Raw genomic sequence first — 16,595 nt, 5'->3', positions numbered from 1 at the left:
GTGGTCTTTCGGAAGTTGATGCACGCGTTCGGCGCCGGTGGGCCGTCCGTCGACACGGTGCTCGAACGCAGCGACTGCCGCCCCGGCGAGCTGTTGCGCGGCGAGGTGCGACTGCGCGGGGGCGACCGCACCGTCACGATCGAGCGCATCGAGCTCGGTCTGGTCACCCGGGTCGAGTTTGAGGGCGGCGAGCACGAGTCGGCCGGCGGGGTCGAGTTCGCCCGGCTGCCGCTCTCCGGGCGGTTCGAGCTGGCCGAGCACGCCGACCAGGTGCTCCCGTTCCAGTTCGCGGTGCCGTGGGAGGCGCCGGTGACCGCGGTCTTCGGGCAGCCGCTGCGCGGGATGGCCGTCGGGCTCAAGACCGAGGTGTCGGTGGCCAAGGCGATCGACGCCGGGGACCTCGACCCGGTCGCGATCCACCCGCTGCCGGCCCAGGAGCTGTTCCTCGACGCGGTCGCCCGGCTCGGGTTCACGTTCCGCAACGCCGACGTCGAGTACGGCCACCTGCGCGGGGTGCCGCAGCAGATGCCGTTCTACCAGGAGATCGAGTTCTTCCCGGCGCCCCAGTACGCCGGGCGGCTCAACGAGCTCGAGGTCACGTTCGTCGCCGGCCCGCAGGCGGTCGACGTCGTCCTCGAGGTCGACAAGCGTGGCGGGCTGTTCAGCGGCGGCGCCGACACGTTCCACCACCTGCGGATCGACTACGCGACCGCGGGCCGGACCGACTGGGCCGGGTACCTCGACGGCTGGCTCCAGCAGCTCCTGGCGAACGCGCACAGCTACGGCGGCCACTCCCCATACGGCCACGGGGGTTACGAGAGCCACGGCGCCTACGGTGCCTATGGGCACCACGGCCACCGTCGTCATCGCGGTGGGATGGGCATGGGCGCGGTGGCCGGCGCGGCCGCGGCCGGCTTCGTCGGCGGCATCGTCGCCGACGAGGTCTTCGAGGAGGTCTTCGACGACGACGGCGGAGACGACGGCTTCTTCTAGCCGGCCCCGACGGCGTCGAGCGCTCGCTCGACGCCGTCGAACAGCTCGTTCACCAGGGCCGGCTGCTCCGCGGTCACGAGCTCCGGATCCTCACCGGCCAGGATGCGCTGCGCCGCGACCTGGCGGGTCGTCCGGAGCGCGGCCATGATCAGCGCCGCGGACCATCGCGCCCGGGTCGGCCCGCTCTCCGGCGCGGCCGTCAGCAGCACGGACGTCAGCAGATCCTCCAGCTCCTCCACCGACTCGCGCATCCGCGCGCGCAGCGTCGGCGACGCCAGGATCGTCCGCCAGAACTGCCGGTGATCTCCCGCGCCCCCGAGCGGATGGTCCTGCTGCAGCAGGTCGAGGGCCAGCTCCCGGATCGCCCCGACCGGCGACACGCCGTCGGCCCGGCCGTCGATCGCCGTGAGCAGCAGATCCCGGGCCTCGGGCAGCCGGTCGAAGAACATGTCTTCCTTGCGCGGGAAGTAGTTGAAGACCGTCATCTTGGAGACGTTCGCCGCCTCGGCGATCTCCGCGACCGTCACCGCGTCGAACCCCCGCGTCACGAACAGCAGCGTGGCCTCGTCCGAGATCCGCTGCCGCGTCTCGAGCTTCTTCCGATCCCGCAGGCCCATGTCTTCGATCATATACCTGGCCAAAACTTTGACTCGGTACATATTCTGGTCCAATGACTTCCAACCACGATGTCGTCGTCGTCGGAGCCGGACCGACCGGGCTGATGCTGGCCTGCGAGTTACGCCTGGCCGGCGTCGACGTCCTCGTCCTCGACCGCCTCGCCGAGCCCGACCTCACGACCAAGGCCGGCTCGATCACGCTCCCGACCGCGGCCGCGCTCGACCGCCGCGGTCTCCTCCCCGACCTGGTCGCGGCCCAGGAGCGCGCGCTGGCCCAGTTCCGGGCGTTCCTGGCCACCCGCACCGGCCCGGCGGCCGGCCCGCGCACGCCACCGCCGAAGTTCCTCGGCCATTTCGGCGCGCTGATGCTCGACGGCACCCTGCTCGACGAGTCCGACCCCGCGTTCGCCGGGCACGGCCCGGCGGCCGACGTCGGGCTTGTCCCCCAGCAGGAACTCGAGGCCCTCCTCACCGCCCGGGCGACGTCCCTCGGCGTCGAGATCCGCCGTTCCACGCCGGTCACGGCCTTCGAGCCGGACGCCGACGGAGTCACGATCTCGGCCTCCGACGAGCGGCTGCGCGCCGGCTGGCTGGTCGGGTGCGACGGCGGCCGGTCGGAGATCCGCAAGAACGCCGGCTTCGACTTCCCGGGCACGCCCCCGCAGATCACCGCCTGGCAGGCGGTCGCCGAGATGACCGGCACCGAGGGGCTGCGACCCGGCTGGAACCGGTCGGCCCGGGGCGTCTACGCGTTCGGGCCGATGCCGGGCCGGATCCTCGTCGTCGAGTTCAGCGGCTCCCCGGCCGACCGGGACACCCCGGTCACCCCCGACGAACTCCAGGGCGCGATCCGGCGGGTCACCGGCGTCGACGTCACGGTCACCGGGATGTCGAGCATCACCCGGTTCACCGACAACGCCCGCCAGGCCACCGACTACCGGCGCGGCCGTGTTCTGCTCGCCGGCGACGCCGCCCACGTCCACTCGCCGTTCGGCGGCCAGGGCCTCAACCTCGGCATCGGCGACGCGGTCAACCTGGGCTGGAAGCTCGCCGCGGTCGTCCGCGGGTGGGCGCCCGACGGCCTGCTCGACACCTACACGGCCGAGCGTCACCCGGTCGGCGCCCGCGTCCTCGCCTGGACCCGGGCCCAGATCGGGATCATGCGCTCGGACCCCTGGGCCGACGCGCTGCGCGACCTGGTCGCCGACCTCGCGAACACCACCGACGGGACGACGTACCTGGTCAAGCAGCTCTCCGGAGCCACGATCCGGTACCCGCTGGCCGGCACTCACCCGTTGATCGGCTTCATCGCGCCCGATCTGGCGCTGGCCGACGGATCCCGGCTGGCCGAGCACTGCGTCGACGGCACCGGCGTGCTGGTGGATCTGACCGGCGACCCGGCCGTGCGGGCCGCGGCCGCCGGCTACCCGGGCCGGGTGACGCTGGTGACCACCACCAGCACCGATCGGCCCGGTCTGGCCGGGCTGCTCGTCCGCCCCGACGGCGTCGTCGCCTGGGCCGCCGACCGCGACGAGCCCGACCCGGCCGAGGGCCTGTCGGCCGCTCTGCGGACCTGGTTCGGCGCCCCGCTCAGCGAACCGGCACCGCGGCGATCGGAGCCGGTATCCGTTCGGTCGCGGTGAGCAGCGTCTTCGCGTCCGAGGTGTACGCGATCGCCTCACCCTGACGGCTGGCCGGCAGCGCGATCTGCCGGGGCGCGCCGGACAGCATCGCCCCGACCACGTCGCCGGTCGGCGCGCTCCACTCGAACGCCCGGTCGTAGGTGCGCAGCACAACCCGCTTGCCGTCGGCCGAGACCGCTCCCCCGGTCACCAGCCGGCTGCGGTACCGGCACGACGGGCACCACCGCCGGATGTGCAGCCGACCGGCCAGGCGCAACGACCCGACCGGCGCCAGCGGGGCGTTCGCGACGTAGACCCCGGGCGCCTCCACGGTCTTCGTCACGATCGCGACCTGACCCCGGCGGCTCAGCAGCAGCGCCTCGGCGTCGTGCGGGCCGTCCGGGTACTTCAGGTCGTAGCGGGTCACCGCGGTCGCCGGGGTGCCGAGCCGCCACCGGAACAGCGACACCGCGGTCCGCCGCGTCGTGTTGCCGCCGATGTCGGCGATCCAGAACGCGCCGGACGCGTCGACCGCGAGGTCCTCGGTGTCGAACCGTTTCCCGCCCAGCGGGGCCGCGGCCGGGTCGTGGGCCGCCGGCGGACGCAACACGGTCCGGTGGGTCACCCGGCAGGAGCCGTCGAGCCGCCAGAGCACCGGTCCGGTGTCGTTCAGCACCGAGAACCCGCCCGGACGCTCGACCAGCCCGCTGATCTGCCCGAGCCGCTGATCCGCGACCACGCACCGGGTCGCGGGCCGCCCCACGGCCGGGACCGGCCCGGCGCTGGCCGGGGCAGGCCCGGCCAGGACCGCGGCGCTCATCAGCCCGCTCCCGATCCGTACCGCGAGGGTTCGCCGCCCCGTTGCCACCGCAGCCCCCGTCTCCGCCGCCCGCTTTGTCCGTTTCTAGCGAGCGGTACGCACCGTACTAGATGCGATCGGACGGCGCGGGCGCGGCGTCGGCATAGAAGGAGGAGGCCGCGCGGGCGGCCTCGGCCACCGCCGACCGCAACTCCGGCGGGCCGAGCACCTCGACGTCGGCGCCGAGGGCCAGGAAGTCGGCCTGGGCCTTGCGGATCCGCTCGATCCCGATCGTGGTCACCACCCACCCGTCGGCGTCCGGCGGACCGGCGTTCTCCCTGGCCGCGGCCACCATGGCCGGGCCGCCGAGCAGGTGCTGCAGGTAGTTCAGCCCGGCCGGCGAGATCCGGACCTCGGCCACGTCGGTGATCAGGTTCGCCTCGAAGCGCCGGGTCCACTCCTGCCAGTACGCGGCCAGGTCGAAGCCCTCCGGACGCTCGAACCGCTCCCCCAGCTCGCAGACTTCGAGCAGGTGCGACACCTTGTAGGCGCGAATCTCCCGGCCGGACCGGGCCACGAAGTACCAGACCCCGGCCTTGAGGACGACGCCCAGCGGATCCCAGACCCGGTCCACCTCGCGCGGGGCCCGCCAGCGGCGGTACCGCGCGGAGATCCGGCGCTGGTTCCACACCGCGTCGGCCACCGCGGCCAGGTGCGGGACGTCCTCGGCCTCGCGGAACCAGCCCGGCGCGTCAAGGTGGAAGCGCTCGCGCATGCGTTCGGCCCGGGTGCGCAGCTCGGCCGGGAGCGCGGCCAGCAGCTTCAGCTCGGCCGCGGCGAGCTCGGTGCCGAGGCCGAGCGCGGCGGCCGGCCCGGGCAGGCCGACCAGGAACAGCGACTCGGCCTGATCGACGGTCAGCCCGGTCAGCTTCGTGCGGTACCCGTCGACGAGCTGGTAGCCGCCGGCCGGACCGCGGTCGGCGAAGAGCGGGACGCCGGCCGCGGAGAGCGCCTCGACGTCCCGGTAGACCGTGCGCACGGACACTTCGAGCTCGTCCGCGAGCTCCTGCGCGGTCATCCGCCCGCGCGTCTGCACGAGCAACAGCAGCGACAGGAGCCGATCCGCACGCACGGCCCGGCTACTCCTCCGACGGCGTCCCGGTCTCCGCGTCCGGCGTGGCGTCCGCGTCGGCCTTCGCGTCCGTCTCGGGCTTGGCGTCCGAATCGGGGACGGAGAGCAGACCCTCGAGGGCCGCACCGATGATCCGGCGGAAGGCCCGGCCGGGCCTGGCGCGGTCGAGGACCGCGACCTCCAGCTGCGCCGCGGACAGCGTCCGCGGGTTGCCGTTCTCGCCGCCGATCGACCCGAGCGCCTCGGTCGCGACCTTGAGCGCGGCCCGCAGATCGTGCTCGTTCGAGTGCTTCTCGCGCAGGTTGGAGGCGATCGCCTCGGACTGGCCGCCCATCGCGATGAAGCCCGGCTCGTCGGTGACCGACCCGTCGTAGGTCAGGCGGTAGAGCTCGTCACCGGCCGCCGACGCGCCGACCTGGGCGACGCAGACCTCGACCTCGAACGGCTTGGACTGCTCGCCGAAGATCGCGCCGAGCTGCTGCGCGAACGCGTTGACCAGGCCCCGCGCGGTGACGTCACGCCGGTCGTAGGAGTAGCCGCGCAGGTCGGCGTAGCGGACGCCGACCTGGCGCAGCGCCTCGAACTCGTTGTACTTGCCGACCGCGGCGTAGCCGATGCGGTCGTAGATCTCGCTGACCTTGTGGAGGGCCTTCGACGGGTTCTCGGCGACGAACAGGACGCCACCGGAGTAGCTGAGCACGACCACGCTGCGGCCGCGCGCGATGCCCTTGCGCGCGAACTCCGAGCGGTCGCGCATGAGCTGCTCGGGAGAGGCATAGAACTGCATTGCCATCTTTGCTGGATGCCCCTTCGCTAGACGCCGGGATTGGCGGTTCGGTCGGCGATCACTTCGGCGACCACCGCGCCCACCTCGTCGTCGGTCAGCCGGCGGACGCCCTCGGCGTCGACGACCGCGAGGATCGGGTACAGCTTGCGGATGATGTCGGGACCGCCGGTCGCCGAGTCGTCGTCGGCCGCGTCGTAGAGCGACTCGACCAGGATGCGGACCGCCCCGGCCTCGTCCATCGCCGGCTTCCAGAGCTTCTTCAGCGACGACTTCGCGAACACCGAGCCGGAGCCGACCGACGAGTAGCCCTGCTCCTCCCAGCAGCCGCCGGTGACGTCGAACCCGAAGATCCGGCCGGCCGCGGCCGGGTCGGTGGCGTCGAGGTCGAACCCGGCGAACAGCGGGATCACCGCGAGGCCCTGGAGGGCCGCGCCGAGGTTGCCGCGGATCATGATCGAGAGCCGGTTGGCCTTGCCGTCGAGGGTCAGCGGCGTGCCCTCGATCTTCTCGTAGTGCTCGAGCTCGACCTGGTACAGGCGGATCATCTCGATCGCGATACCGGCCGTGCCGGCGATACCGGCGACCGAGTACGCGTCGGTCGGGAACACCTTCTCGATGTCCCGCTGAGCGATCATGTTGCCCTGGGTGGCACGCCGGTCGCCGCCCATCACCACACCACCGTTGTAGGTGGCGGCGACGATCGTGGTGCCGTGCGGGGCCACCGCCCCGTGGTCACCCGGCGGCAGCGGGCGCCGGCCGGGCAGCAGCTCGGGGGCGGCCAGGTTCAGGAACTCGGTGAACGACGACCCCACCGGGGCGTTGAACAGGTTCGAGGAACGGCCTGTTGTCACCTGGATCCTCTCTCGTACGTACACGTTGAGCTTGTCGCAACCCTACCGTCAGATGCACGAAGGCCGCCCGGCGAGGCCGGGCGGCCTTTCGTTCGTTCCGGGGAGCTACTCGCCGCCCTTTTGTACGTAACCGCGGACGAACTCCTCCGCGTTCTCCTCGAGCACCGAGTCGATCTCGTCGAGCATCGAGTCGACGTCCTCGGTCAGCTCCTCGACCCGCTCGGCGACCTCGGGGTTCGCCTCTACTGCCTCGACCTCGTCGACGTCCTGCCGGGCCCGACTACTCTGCGACTGACCGCCGCTGTCCCTGGTGCTCATGGCGTCTCCCCTCGGTTCGCATCTCGACGGTACCTCCCCTTCGGGAGGTTTGGACCGTTGTTAACGTCCCGGACCCGTCAACGCATCAAGAAGCTCGGTGGCGCTGTCGCACCGATCGAGCAGACTACCGACGTGCTGCTGCGTGCCGCGCTCCGGCTCCAGCATCGGCACCCGCACCAACGACTCCCGGCCGACGTCGAAGATCAGCGAATCCCAGCTCGCCGCCACCACCGACGGGCCGTACTTCTCCAGGCACCGGCCGCGGAAGTACGCCCGCGTGTCGGTCGGCGGCTTGAGCATCGCCCGGGTGACCTCGTCGTCGTCCAGCAGCCGCTTCATCGCCCCGCGGGCCACCAGCCGGTGGTACAGGCCCTTCTCCGGGCGGACGTCGGAGTACTGCAGGTCGACCAGGGCCAGCCGGGGCGAGTCCCAGCCCAGCCCGTCGCGGTCGCGGTAGCCCTCGAGCAGCCGCAGCTTGGCCACCCAGTCGAGCTCGGTGGCGCACAGCATCGGGTCCTGCCGCAGCCGCTGGAGCACCGATTCCCAGCGTTCCAGCACGTCCTTGGTGATCGGGTCGGCGTCGTCGCCGAACCGGTCCTCCACGTACGTGCGGGCCCGCTCGCAGTAGATCTCCTGGATGTCGAGCGCGGTCATCTTCCGCCCGTCGCGCAGGCTGACCTTGTGCTGCAGGGCCGGGTCGTGCGAGACCGAGCGCAGGTCGGTGACCGGCTCGGCCAGCGCCAGGTCGGACGGCAGGACCTTGTCCTCGATCAGGCTCAGGACCAATGCGGTGGTGCCGACCTTGAGGTACGTCGAGATCTCGGACAGGTTCGCGTCGCCGATGATGACGTGCAGCCGGCGGTACTTCTCGGCGTCGGCGTGCGGCTCGTCCCGGGTGTTGATGATCGGGCGCTTGAGCGTGGTCTCCAGCCCGACCTCGACCTCGAAGAAGTCGGCCCGCTGGCTGATCTGGAACCCGGAGCCCGACCCGTCCTGCCCGATGCCCACCCGCCCGGCGCCGCAGACGACCTGGCGCGTGACGAAGAACGGCGTCAGGTGGGTGACGATCTCGCTGAACGGCGTCCGGCGGCGCATGAGGTAGTTCTCGTGCGCGCCGTAGGAGGCGCCCTTGTTGTCGGTGTTGTTCTTGTACAGGTTGATCGGCGGCGCGCCCGGGACGGTCGCGGCCCGCCGCGACGCCTCGGCCATCACCCGCTCGCCCGCCTTGTCGAACAGCACGATGTCCCGCGGGTTCGTCACCTCGGGCGTCGAGTACTCCGGGTGCGCGTGGTCGACGTAGAGCCGCGCGCCGTTCGTGAGGATGACGTTGGCCAGCCCCAGATCCTCGTCGGCCAGCGCTTCGGCCGGGTCGTAGAGCGCACCGCCGTAGTTGAACCCGCGGGCGTCGCGCAGCGGCGACTCCTCCTCGTAGTCCCATCTGGCCCGGCCGTTGCGCGACGGGTCGTTGCGCGACCCGTACGCGTTGACGATCTGGGACGAGGTGACCATCGGGTTGGCGCCGGGCTGGCCGGGAACCGAGATGCCGTACTCCACCTCGGTGCCCATGATTCGTCGCGCGCTCATGAGTGAAGCCTACGTACCTCGGACCGCGACCGCCCGGCCTGGCCGTCGGCTTCTGCGCCACAGGCCGCCGTCGGCGTTCGGTCCGGCGTCCGCCGGGGCCGGGGTCGGCGCGGTCAGGTCGACGTCGTCCGCCGACAACAACGCGGCCGGGACGGCGTCCGGAACCGGGGGGTCCACGGTCGCCGGGGACGGCGGCGGCCCCGGCTCGGCCGGAGCCGGCGGGTCGCCGGAGACCGGCGGCAGGTCCGGCGCGCGCGGTCGGAACCGGCCCGCCAGCGGGACGAGGACGCTGACCGTGGCCAGCAGGAACAGCGGGTAGACGACGCTGAACTGGCGGGCTCCGGACGGAACCCCGACGAGCAGGCCGAGCAGCGCGCTGACCAGGCCGCCGCCGAACGCGAGCGCGGCCAGCGGGTCGCGGACGGCCCGCAGCGGGGCGGCGAACACCGTGATCAGCAGCACCGCGCAGAGCAGCGCGTCGGCGGCGATGTAGGTGCCGTCGACCTGGGTGGCCTCGTGGATGCGGTCGGCGATCGACCCGACGACGCCGCCGGTGCCCTCCGAGATCACCTCGCGGGCGCGCCCGAGGTAGCGGGCGTCGGCGATCGGCAGCACCTGGCCCAGCGCGACGACGCCGACCAGCGAGCCGACCGCGGTGGCGGCGTAGGGCAGCCAGCGGTTGAGCGGGTTGCGGGCGTTCCAGGACGCGGCCAGCCAGGCCATCCCGACCGCGCCGACGAGCGCGATCGACGTCGACCGGCTGAGCAGCGCGAGCGTGATCAGGACGCCGAAGACGGCCAGGGCCCTACGGCTGCGGGGACCGTCCAGAGGGAGCGTGAACAGGCAGCCGATCGCGAGCGCGATCGCGAGCATGTCCGCGGTGCCGGCCAGGCCGGCGACCGCGATGCGGTCGGTCAGCAGGAACATCACCGCGGTCAGCGTGGCCGCGGCGGCACCCCAGCGGCGGCGGGCGAACACCGTGATCAGCACGGTCGCGACCAGCAGCGCGACGACCGGGACGACCAGCAGGCCGCTGTACCCGAACAGCGCCACGAACGGCGCCGAGAGCACCGGGTACACGATGTTGGGGTCGGCCGAGGTGGCGTGCTGGTAGATCCAGGTGTTGCCGTACTCCCAGCACGGGCCGCCGCAGCCGGAGTCGAAGAACGGCAGCATGTGCAGGTCGTCGTAGGTCTTCATGCTGGCGTCGGCCGGCGAGTAGCCGAGGATGCGGTAGGCCCAGGCCAGGCTGTAGATGCTGGTGGGTCCGTAGTGCCAGGTCCGGTCCTGCAGCTCCGCGAACGTGACGACGACGAGGACGCCGATCGTCAGCCAGGCGTGGCCGGGGAGCGAGCCGATCCAGCGCAGGCCGGTTCTCGTGGGGGCCCAGATCCGCGGGGGCCTCGCGGCTTCGATCGCTTTCCGGACGGCGTTCTCGCTGAGCCGGTTCGCGGGGGTGCGCGGTACCGCCTCGGTGGAGCGGGACGGCCGCTGCCGGACCGGGCCCCAGAGATCGGCCAGCAGCGCGACCGTCGCCAGCACGAGCAGCGGGACGATCGGCGCGTGGTACCGGAACGAGGCCGGCCAGAACTCGATGACGTTGATCGCGCTGACGGTGAGGAACGCGCCGACGGCCATCGCCGAGAGCTCGCTGCGGAACCGCCAGATCACCGCGACCGTGAGCATCACCAGCAGCGCCATCAACCCGAGGTCGTACCGGACCCGGAGCAGGTCGGAGGTGATGATGTTCCAGGTGACCGGCGCGATCGCGGCCAGCCCCTGGGCCTGGAAGTACTGCTGGGACAGCGCGTTGAACTGCGCGGTGAGGCTCAGTTCCTCGCCGCCGAAGATGATCGGCGTGACGACCATCTGGGCGATCAGGATGCCGAAGCCGACCAGGTTGCCCCAGAACGCGAACGGCAGCCAGACGTTGCGGAAAGCGCGATCGCGGATCGCGACCAGCAGCCAGGCGCTGCCGACCGCGGCCGGCAGCGCGATCGCGAACTGCCGGTTGAGCATGCCGACCGCGACCAGGACGACGTACCAGACCAGGTGTTTCCGGGTCGTGCGCTTGGCCAGTGGCAGGAGCAGCAGCGGCGCCGCGAGCAGCGCGAACGCCGGGCCCTCGGTGTGCGCGACCACGCTCCACCGGGACACGTACACCGGGAGCAGCAGCACGACGCCGGAGAGCAGGGCCCAGCGCTGGCCCCAGAGCCGGGACGCCAGCATCACGGTGGCGACGACCGCGATCGCGTAGCCGACCATCGGCACGACCAGCATGCCCATCGGGCCGATCAGCGCGACGAACGGCGCGGAGAGGAACGGCAGCAGCACGCGCGGGCCGACGACGGCCGCGTACTGGCCGGTGAAGAACTTGTGCTGGTAGTCGTCGGGCCAGCAGGACCAGCAGTCCTTGAGGCCGCCGTTGTCCCACAGGTAGTTGTACGAGAGCTGGGCCGCCTCGGGCTGTGGGTGGCCGAGGTACCAGTACGTCCAGGCGAGGTAGATGCGCGAATCCGGCCCGAACTGGGGGTTGGTGATCAGCGCCAGGGCGACCGCGAGGACGTAGAGCAGTGCGAGGAGTATCCAGGCGCGCACCGGGAGTGCGGCGACGAGGCGTCGATGAATCGTCCTCAACGTCGCGGTCCGGCGCCTGTGTGCGTCATCTGGAGAGGTACTGGTTCCCGTAGTCGTGATGGCCGGTGGCGGGCCGCGTCAGCGGCCCGCCACCGGGTGGGTCAGAGATACTGTCCCGTATTGCTCGCGGTCTCGATCGACCGGCCCGCTTCGCTGCCCTTTCCGCCGGACACGAGGGTACGGATGTAGACGATCCGCTCGCCCTTCTTGCCGGAGATCCGGGCCCAGTCGTCGGGGTTGGTGGTGTTCGGGAGGTCCTCGTTCTCCCGGAACTCGTCGACGCACGAATCCAGCAGGTGCTGCATCCGGACGCCCTTCTGGCCGAGCGTCAAGAAGTCCTTGATGGCCATCTTCTTGGCCCGGTCGACGATGTTCTGGATCATCGCGCCGGAGTTGAAGTCCTTGAAGTACAGGACTTCCTTGTCACCGTTGGCGTACGTCACCTCGAGGAAGCGGTTCTCCTCGGTCTCGGTGTACATCCGCTCGACGACGCCCTGGATCATCGCGCTGAGCGTCGCGTCGCGCGAGTTGCCGTTGGCCTTGATGTCGTCGTCATGGATCGGCACGCCGCCGGTGATGTACTTGCTGAAGATGTCCTTCGCGGCTTCCGCGTCCGGACGCTCGATCTTGATCTTCACGTCGAGCCGGCCCGGCCGCAGGATCGCCGGGTCGATCATGTCTTCCCGGTTCGAGGCGCCGATCACGATGACGTTCTCCAGGCCTTCGACGCCGTCGATCTCCGACAGCAGCTGGGGAACGATCGTGTTCTCGACGTCCGAGGAGACGCCGGAGCCACGGGTCCGGAAGATCGAGTCCATCTCGTCGAAGAACACGATCACCGGGGTGCCGTTGGATGCCTTCTCGCGCGCCCGCTGGAAGATCAGCCGGATGTGCCGCTCGGTCTCGCCGACGTACTTGTTGAGCAGCTCCGGGCCCTTGATGTTGAGGAAGAACGACTTGCCGGCGTCGTTACCGGTGTCGCCGCGGACCTCGGCCACCTTCTTGGCCAGCGAGTTCGCCACCGCCTTGGCGATAAGCGTCTTGCCGCACCCGGGCGGGCCGTAGAGCAGGACGCCCTTCGGCGGCCGCAGCTCGTGCTCGCGGAACAGGTCGGCGTGCAGGAACGGGAGCTCGACGGCGTCCCGGATCTGCTCGATCTGGGACGAGAGGCCACCGATCGACGAGTAGTCGATGTCGGGCACCTCTTCCAGGACGAGCTCCTCCACCTCCGACTTCGGGATGCGCTCGTAGGCGTACGCCGACCGGGGCTCGAGCAGGAGCGCGTCACCGGCCCGCAGCGCGACGTCGTCGAGGGTGTGGGCCAGGTACACGACCCGTTCCTCGTCGGCGCGGCTGAGCACCAGCGCGCGGTCCTTCACCCCGGCGTCGTCGTACAGGATTTCCTTGAGGGTCACGATCTCGCCGGCCCGCTCGACACCGAGGGCCTGCACGACGTTGAGGGCGTCGTTGAGCATGACCTCCTGACCGCGGAGGAGGCTCTCGGCCTCCACCGACGGGGAGACGGCGACCCGCAGTTTGCGTCCGCCGGTGAACACGTCGACGGTTCCGTCGTCGTGTGCGGCCAGGAAGACCCCGTAGCCGCTGGGCGGCTGGGCCAACCGGTCGATTTCCTCCTTCAGCGCGACGATCTGCGTGCGCGCTTCTCTGAGGGTCGAGGCCAGTTTGTCGTTCTGTTCGGTGAGGCGAGAGATCGTTGCTTGCGCGGTGGCAAGACGATCCTCGAGGGTCCGGACGTGCCGGGGCCCTTCCGTGAGCTTGCGGCGCAGGAGCTGGACTTCCTCCTGGAGGAAGTCCACCTGGGCCGTGAGATCGCGGACCTCCGCCTCGCGCCGCGCGCTGCCGTGCGCGTCGTTCGGATCTGTGTTCACGAGCGGCCACCTCCCCCGGTGATCGGTGCACCAACAGTACCGAGTCCCCCGCAAAGCCGTCGTGCAGTCGATGCCCGCGTCACAGAAGGGAAACTTTGTCCTGTTCACTCATTCGCCTTTACCGCAGGCCAGGAGGACACTCGCTGTTCACCCAGAGTCGCGGATTCGGCGATCCGGGTAGCCGGTTGTGAAAAATGTGGCATTCCCCGTTACTCGGACGGGAACCCGGCTGGGCGTCCGACGTGAAACGTGCCTACGCTGGCGGCGCGGAAGATTTTCTAGGGAGGACACGTGTCGGACACTGCCGCGGACGCGCCGCTGCGGGTCTGGGTCGATCAAGACCTCTGCACCGGAGACGGCTTGTGTGTCCAGTACGCCCCGGAGGTCTTCGAGTTCGACATCGACGGCCTCGCCTACGTGAAGGGCGACGACGGCGAGCTGCGCACGTCACCCGGCGATCAGGTGGCGGTGCCGGCGAAGCTGCGGCTGGACGTGATCGGCTCGGCCAAGGAATGTCCCGGCGACTGCATCCACGTCGTCCGTGAGTCCGACGGCGTCGAGGTGGCCGGCCCGGAGGCTTAAGCCTCCGGGGTCGGGTCCGGCTTCGCCGGGGCCGGGGTCGGGTCCGGGTTCGCCGGGGCGGTGGCTGGGGTGGCCGGGTCCGGCTGGCCCGCTTTGCGGGCCGCGTAGGCCTCGGCTCCCTTGGACGGCTTGCGCTGACGCTTGGGGGCGACGACGCCGTCGGCGAGACGGCGGGTGCTGATCAGGAACGCGGTGTGCGCCACCATCCGGTGGTCGGGACGCACCGCGAGCCCGTCGACGTGCCAGTCGCGGACCAGCGTTTCCCAGGACCGTGGCTCGGTGAAGCTCCCGTGCTCCCGGAGCGCCTCGACGGTCGCGCTCAGCTGCGTCGTGGTGGCCACGTACGCGATCAGGACGCCGCCGGGGATGAGCATCGGGGCGATCCGGGGCAGCACCTCCCACGGGGAGAGCATGTCGAGGATGACCCGGTCGAACTCCTCGCTGCCCGCGTCGGCGACGTCGCCGACGGTGAGCGTCCAGGCCGGGTGCGGTGCGCCGAAGAACCGCTCGACGTTGACCCGGGCGATGTCGGCGAAGTCCTCGCGCCGCTCGTAGGAGTGGACTTTCCCGCGCTCCCCGACCGCCCGCAGCAGGGAGCAGGTCAGTGCGCCGGAGCCGGCCCCGGCCTCGAGGACCCGGGCGCCCGGGAAGATGTCGCCCATCGCGACGATCTGGGCCGCGTCCTTGGGGTAGATGACCTGGGCGCCGCGGGGCATCGACAGCACGAAGTCGGAGAGCAGCGGGCGGATCGCCAGGTACTGGGTGCCGGAGCTCGCGGTGACGACGATGCCTTCGGGCTTGCCGATCAGGTCGTCGTGGGCGAGCGCGCCGCGGTGGGTGTGGAAGGAGCGACCGGGCTCGAGGACGACGGTGTGGAGCCGGCCTTTGGGGTCGGTGAGCTGGACGCGGTCGCCGGGGAGGAAGGGTCCGCGGCGGGCGGTGCCGATGGGGGCGGGGTTTTTCGCGGGTTCCGCGGGCGTGGTCGCGGCGGGCATGGCCGCAGCGGGCGTGGCCGCGGGTTCCGTGGCGGGCGTGGCCGCGGGGGGTTCCGCGGGCGTGGCCGCGGGATCTGCGGGCGTGGCCGCGGGGGGCGTGGTGTCGGTCACACCGGCGGGTTCTGAGGCCACGTCGGTCATTGTCGTCCCGTTCGGGACCGGTGCCGTCACCAGGATCTCCTTCGCTTGGTCCGGCGCACGACTCTAATCGCGCGCGGAGTTATCCACCGGTCCGGGGTGAGTGCGGCGAACTGTCGGGGGGCTGGCCTAACCTGTCGCGCATGACCGAGTCTCCCGGCGCACTGCTCCCGATCGTCGGGTCGCTGTCTCCGTCACGAGCGTCGGACTTCAAGACCTGCCCGCTGCTCTACCGTTTCCGCAGCATCGACCGCCTGCCCCAACGCCCCACCGCCGCCGCCACCCGAGGCACCCTCGTCCACGCGGTCCTCGAGCGCCTCTTCGACCTCCCGCCCGGCCAGCGCTCCCCCGCCGCCGCCGAGGCCCTGCTCTCCCCGGAGTGGAACCGCCTGGTCGACGAGGTACCCGAACTCACCGAGCTCTTCGAAACTCCGGAATCCCTCACCACCTGGCTCGAATCGGCTCGAGGCCTGCTCTCCGGCTACTTCACCCTCGAAGACCCGAACCGCCTGGCCCCGGCCGAGCGCGAACGCCTGGTGGAGGTGGTGCTCGATTCGGGCCTCCGCCTGCGAGGCTTCGTCGACCGAATCGACGTAGCCCCCACCGGCGAGATCCGCGTGGTCGACTACAAGACCGGCGCCGCCCCGAGGGAGTCCTTCGAGGGCAAGGCGATGTTCCAGCTGAAGTTCTACGCGCTGGTCATCTGGCGCACGAGGGGCGTGGTCCCGAGGATGTTGCGCCTGCTCTACCTGGGCGACCGCGAGGTCCTCGACTACGTCCCGGACGCCGACGAACTGATCCGCTTCGAGCGCACCCTCCAGGCCCTGTGGGCGGCCATCGATCGAGCCACCGAGGCCAGGGATTTCCGCCCGAACCCGGGCCCCCTCTGCGGCTGGTGCGACCACCAGGCCCTCTGCCCCGCCCACGGAGGAACACCCCCACCGTTCCCCGAAGCCGCGCCCCCGGCGATGGAGCCGATGACGTCCCCAGCCGCCGAAGACTGACGCCGAGCGGCGCGAGCGGGGGTGGGTTGGTGGGGGGCGGGCCGCCGGCGGGGCGGGGGGCGGGGTGGGTGGGCGGCGGGCCGCCGGCGGGGCGGAGCCGGGCCAGATGGGCCGGGCCGGGCCTGGTGGGCCGAGGGCAGGTGAGTCGGCGGCAGGTGGGTCGGCGGCAGGACGATGGCACGGGCGGGGGATAAGGCCGGGCCGAGCCCTCATTCGGCCGCCCATCCATCCGCCTCGCCGACTCGAACCGGCACCAGCCGTCCCCCACCGGCGCCACCCGCACTCACCGCACCACACCACCCCGCACCCAGCGCACCACACCACCCCGCGCTCACCGCACCGCACCGCACCGCCATCTCGCCGCGCAGCACCACCCCGCCGCGCCGCCACGTAGCACCGCACCCCGCTGCGCAGCACCGCAGCACCGCACCGCCGCACAGCACCGCACCGCCGGCACGTAGCACCGCAGCACCGCCGCGCAGCACCACCTCGCCGCGTAGGCACCGCACCCCGCCGCGCAGCACCGCAGCACCGCACCGCCACGTAGCACCACACCCGCCGCGCAGCACCGCAGCACCCCCGCGCAGCACCACCCCGCCACGCAGCACCGCACCTCGCCGCGCAGCACCGCACCACCGCACCACCGC

Annotated in this window: 15 protein-coding genes; 4 read left to right on the top strand and 11 right to left on the bottom strand. The window is 71.5% G+C overall.

Annotation, left to right across the window (positions count from 1 at the left end; all coding sequences use genetic code 11):
• Window positions 1-993: a sporulation protein gene (locus FL583_RS32210; RefSeq protein ID WP_142708659.1), complete on the top strand. Its 993-nt coding sequence runs from the start codon at window positions 1-3 to the stop codon at window positions 991-993.
• Here the strand turns inward: FL583_RS32210 and FL583_RS32205 are convergent.
• Window positions 990-1,610, bottom strand: coding sequence for a TetR/AcrR family transcriptional regulator (locus FL583_RS32205; RefSeq protein WP_205752661.1), 621 nt, complete (start codon window positions 1,608-1,610; stop codon window positions 990-992). The two genes, FL583_RS32210 and FL583_RS32205, sit on opposite strands and share 4 nt — an antisense overlap.
• A gap of 53 nt (window positions 1,611-1,663) precedes the next feature.
• On the opposite strand from FL583_RS32205, the gene FL583_RS32200 reads away from it, so the two are divergent.
• Window positions 1,664-3,253 carry an FAD-dependent oxidoreductase gene (locus FL583_RS32200; protein ID WP_142708657.1) on the top strand — a complete coding sequence of 530 codons (1,590 nt, stop codon included), beginning with the start codon at window positions 1,664-1,666 and terminating at the stop codon, window positions 3,251-3,253.
• Here FL583_RS32200 and FL583_RS32195 read toward each other — a convergent pair.
• The 8 genes from FL583_RS32195 to arc form a co-directional block, all read right to left on the bottom strand.
• Entirely contained in the window at window positions 3,201-4,052 is an 852-nt protein-coding gene (locus FL583_RS32195; RefSeq protein WP_142708656.1) for a hypothetical protein, read from the bottom strand. The two genes, FL583_RS32200 and FL583_RS32195, sit on opposite strands and share 53 nt — an antisense overlap.
• Before the next feature lie 106 nt (window positions 4,053-4,158).
• Window positions 4,159-5,163 carry a helix-turn-helix transcriptional regulator gene (locus tag FL583_RS32190; protein WP_142708655.1) on the bottom strand — a complete coding sequence of 335 codons (1,005 nt, stop codon included), beginning with the start codon at window positions 5,161-5,163 and terminating at the stop codon, window positions 4,159-4,161.
• Between the two features lie 7 nt (window positions 5,164-5,170).
• Entirely contained in the window at window positions 5,171-5,956 is a 786-nt protein-coding gene (prcA, locus tag FL583_RS32185) for a proteasome subunit alpha (protein WP_142708654.1), read from the bottom strand.
• 20 nt (window positions 5,957-5,976) lie between these two features.
• Complete coding sequence (gene prcB / locus FL583_RS32180) at window positions 5,977-6,807, bottom strand: proteasome subunit beta (protein WP_170323982.1); 831 nt, start codon at window positions 6,805-6,807, stop codon at window positions 5,977-5,979.
• Window positions 6,808-6,906: 99 nt separating this feature from the next.
• Entirely contained in the window at window positions 6,907-7,119 is a 213-nt protein-coding gene (locus FL583_RS32175) for a ubiquitin-like protein Pup (RefSeq protein WP_142708652.1), read from the bottom strand.
• Between the two features lie 60 nt (window positions 7,120-7,179).
• Window positions 7,180-8,703, bottom strand: coding sequence for a depupylase/deamidase Dop (gene dop / locus FL583_RS32170; RefSeq protein WP_142708651.1), 1,524 nt, complete (start codon window positions 8,701-8,703; stop codon window positions 7,180-7,182).
• Window positions 8,704-8,712: 9 nt separating this feature from the next.
• Window positions 8,713-11,340, bottom strand: coding sequence for a glycosyltransferase family 39 protein (locus tag FL583_RS32165; protein ID WP_142708650.1), 2,628 nt, complete (start codon window positions 11,338-11,340; stop codon window positions 8,713-8,715).
• A 101-nt stretch (window positions 11,341-11,441) separates the two neighbouring features.
• Window positions 11,442-13,229: a proteasome ATPase gene (gene arc, locus FL583_RS32160; RefSeq protein ID WP_142708649.1), complete on the bottom strand. Its 1,788-nt coding sequence runs from the start codon at window positions 13,227-13,229 to the stop codon at window positions 11,442-11,444.
• A gap of 291 nt (window positions 13,230-13,520) precedes the next feature.
• Here arc and FL583_RS32155 point away from each other — a divergent pair, with 291 nt between their 5' ends.
• A complete protein-coding gene (locus FL583_RS32155; protein WP_142708648.1) occupies window positions 13,521-13,811 on the top strand; it encodes a ferredoxin in 291 nt (96 codons plus the stop codon).
• On the opposite strand, the gene FL583_RS32150 is transcribed toward FL583_RS32155, so the two are convergent.
• The gene (locus FL583_RS32150) at window positions 13,808-14,806 is read right to left on the bottom strand and encodes a tRNA (adenine-N1)-methyltransferase (protein ID WP_142708647.1); all 999 of its coding nucleotides are present in this window, start codon (window positions 14,804-14,806) and stop codon (window positions 13,808-13,810) included. The two genes, FL583_RS32155 and FL583_RS32150, sit on opposite strands and share 4 nt — an antisense overlap.
• A gap of 281 nt (window positions 14,807-15,087) precedes the next feature.
• On the opposite strand from FL583_RS32150, the gene FL583_RS32140 reads away from it, so the two are divergent.
• Window positions 15,088-15,948 carry a RecB family exonuclease gene (locus tag FL583_RS32140; protein ID WP_142708645.1) on the top strand — a complete coding sequence of 287 codons (861 nt, stop codon included), beginning with the start codon at window positions 15,088-15,090 and terminating at the stop codon, window positions 15,946-15,948.
• Window positions 15,949-16,157: 209 nt separating this feature from the next.
• Here the strand turns inward: FL583_RS32140 and FL583_RS41215 are convergent.
• On the bottom strand, window positions 16,158-16,595 hold a 438-nt coding region (locus FL583_RS41215; protein ID WP_205752660.1), incomplete at its 5' end, for a hypothetical protein.

The organism is Cryptosporangium phraense (assembly GCF_006912135.1).
Lineage (GTDB): Bacteria > Actinomycetota > Actinomycetes > Mycobacteriales > Cryptosporangiaceae > Cryptosporangium > Cryptosporangium phraense.
Note: the sequence above shows the minus strand (reverse complement) of the source record. Positions and strands in the feature narration are given on the sequence as shown.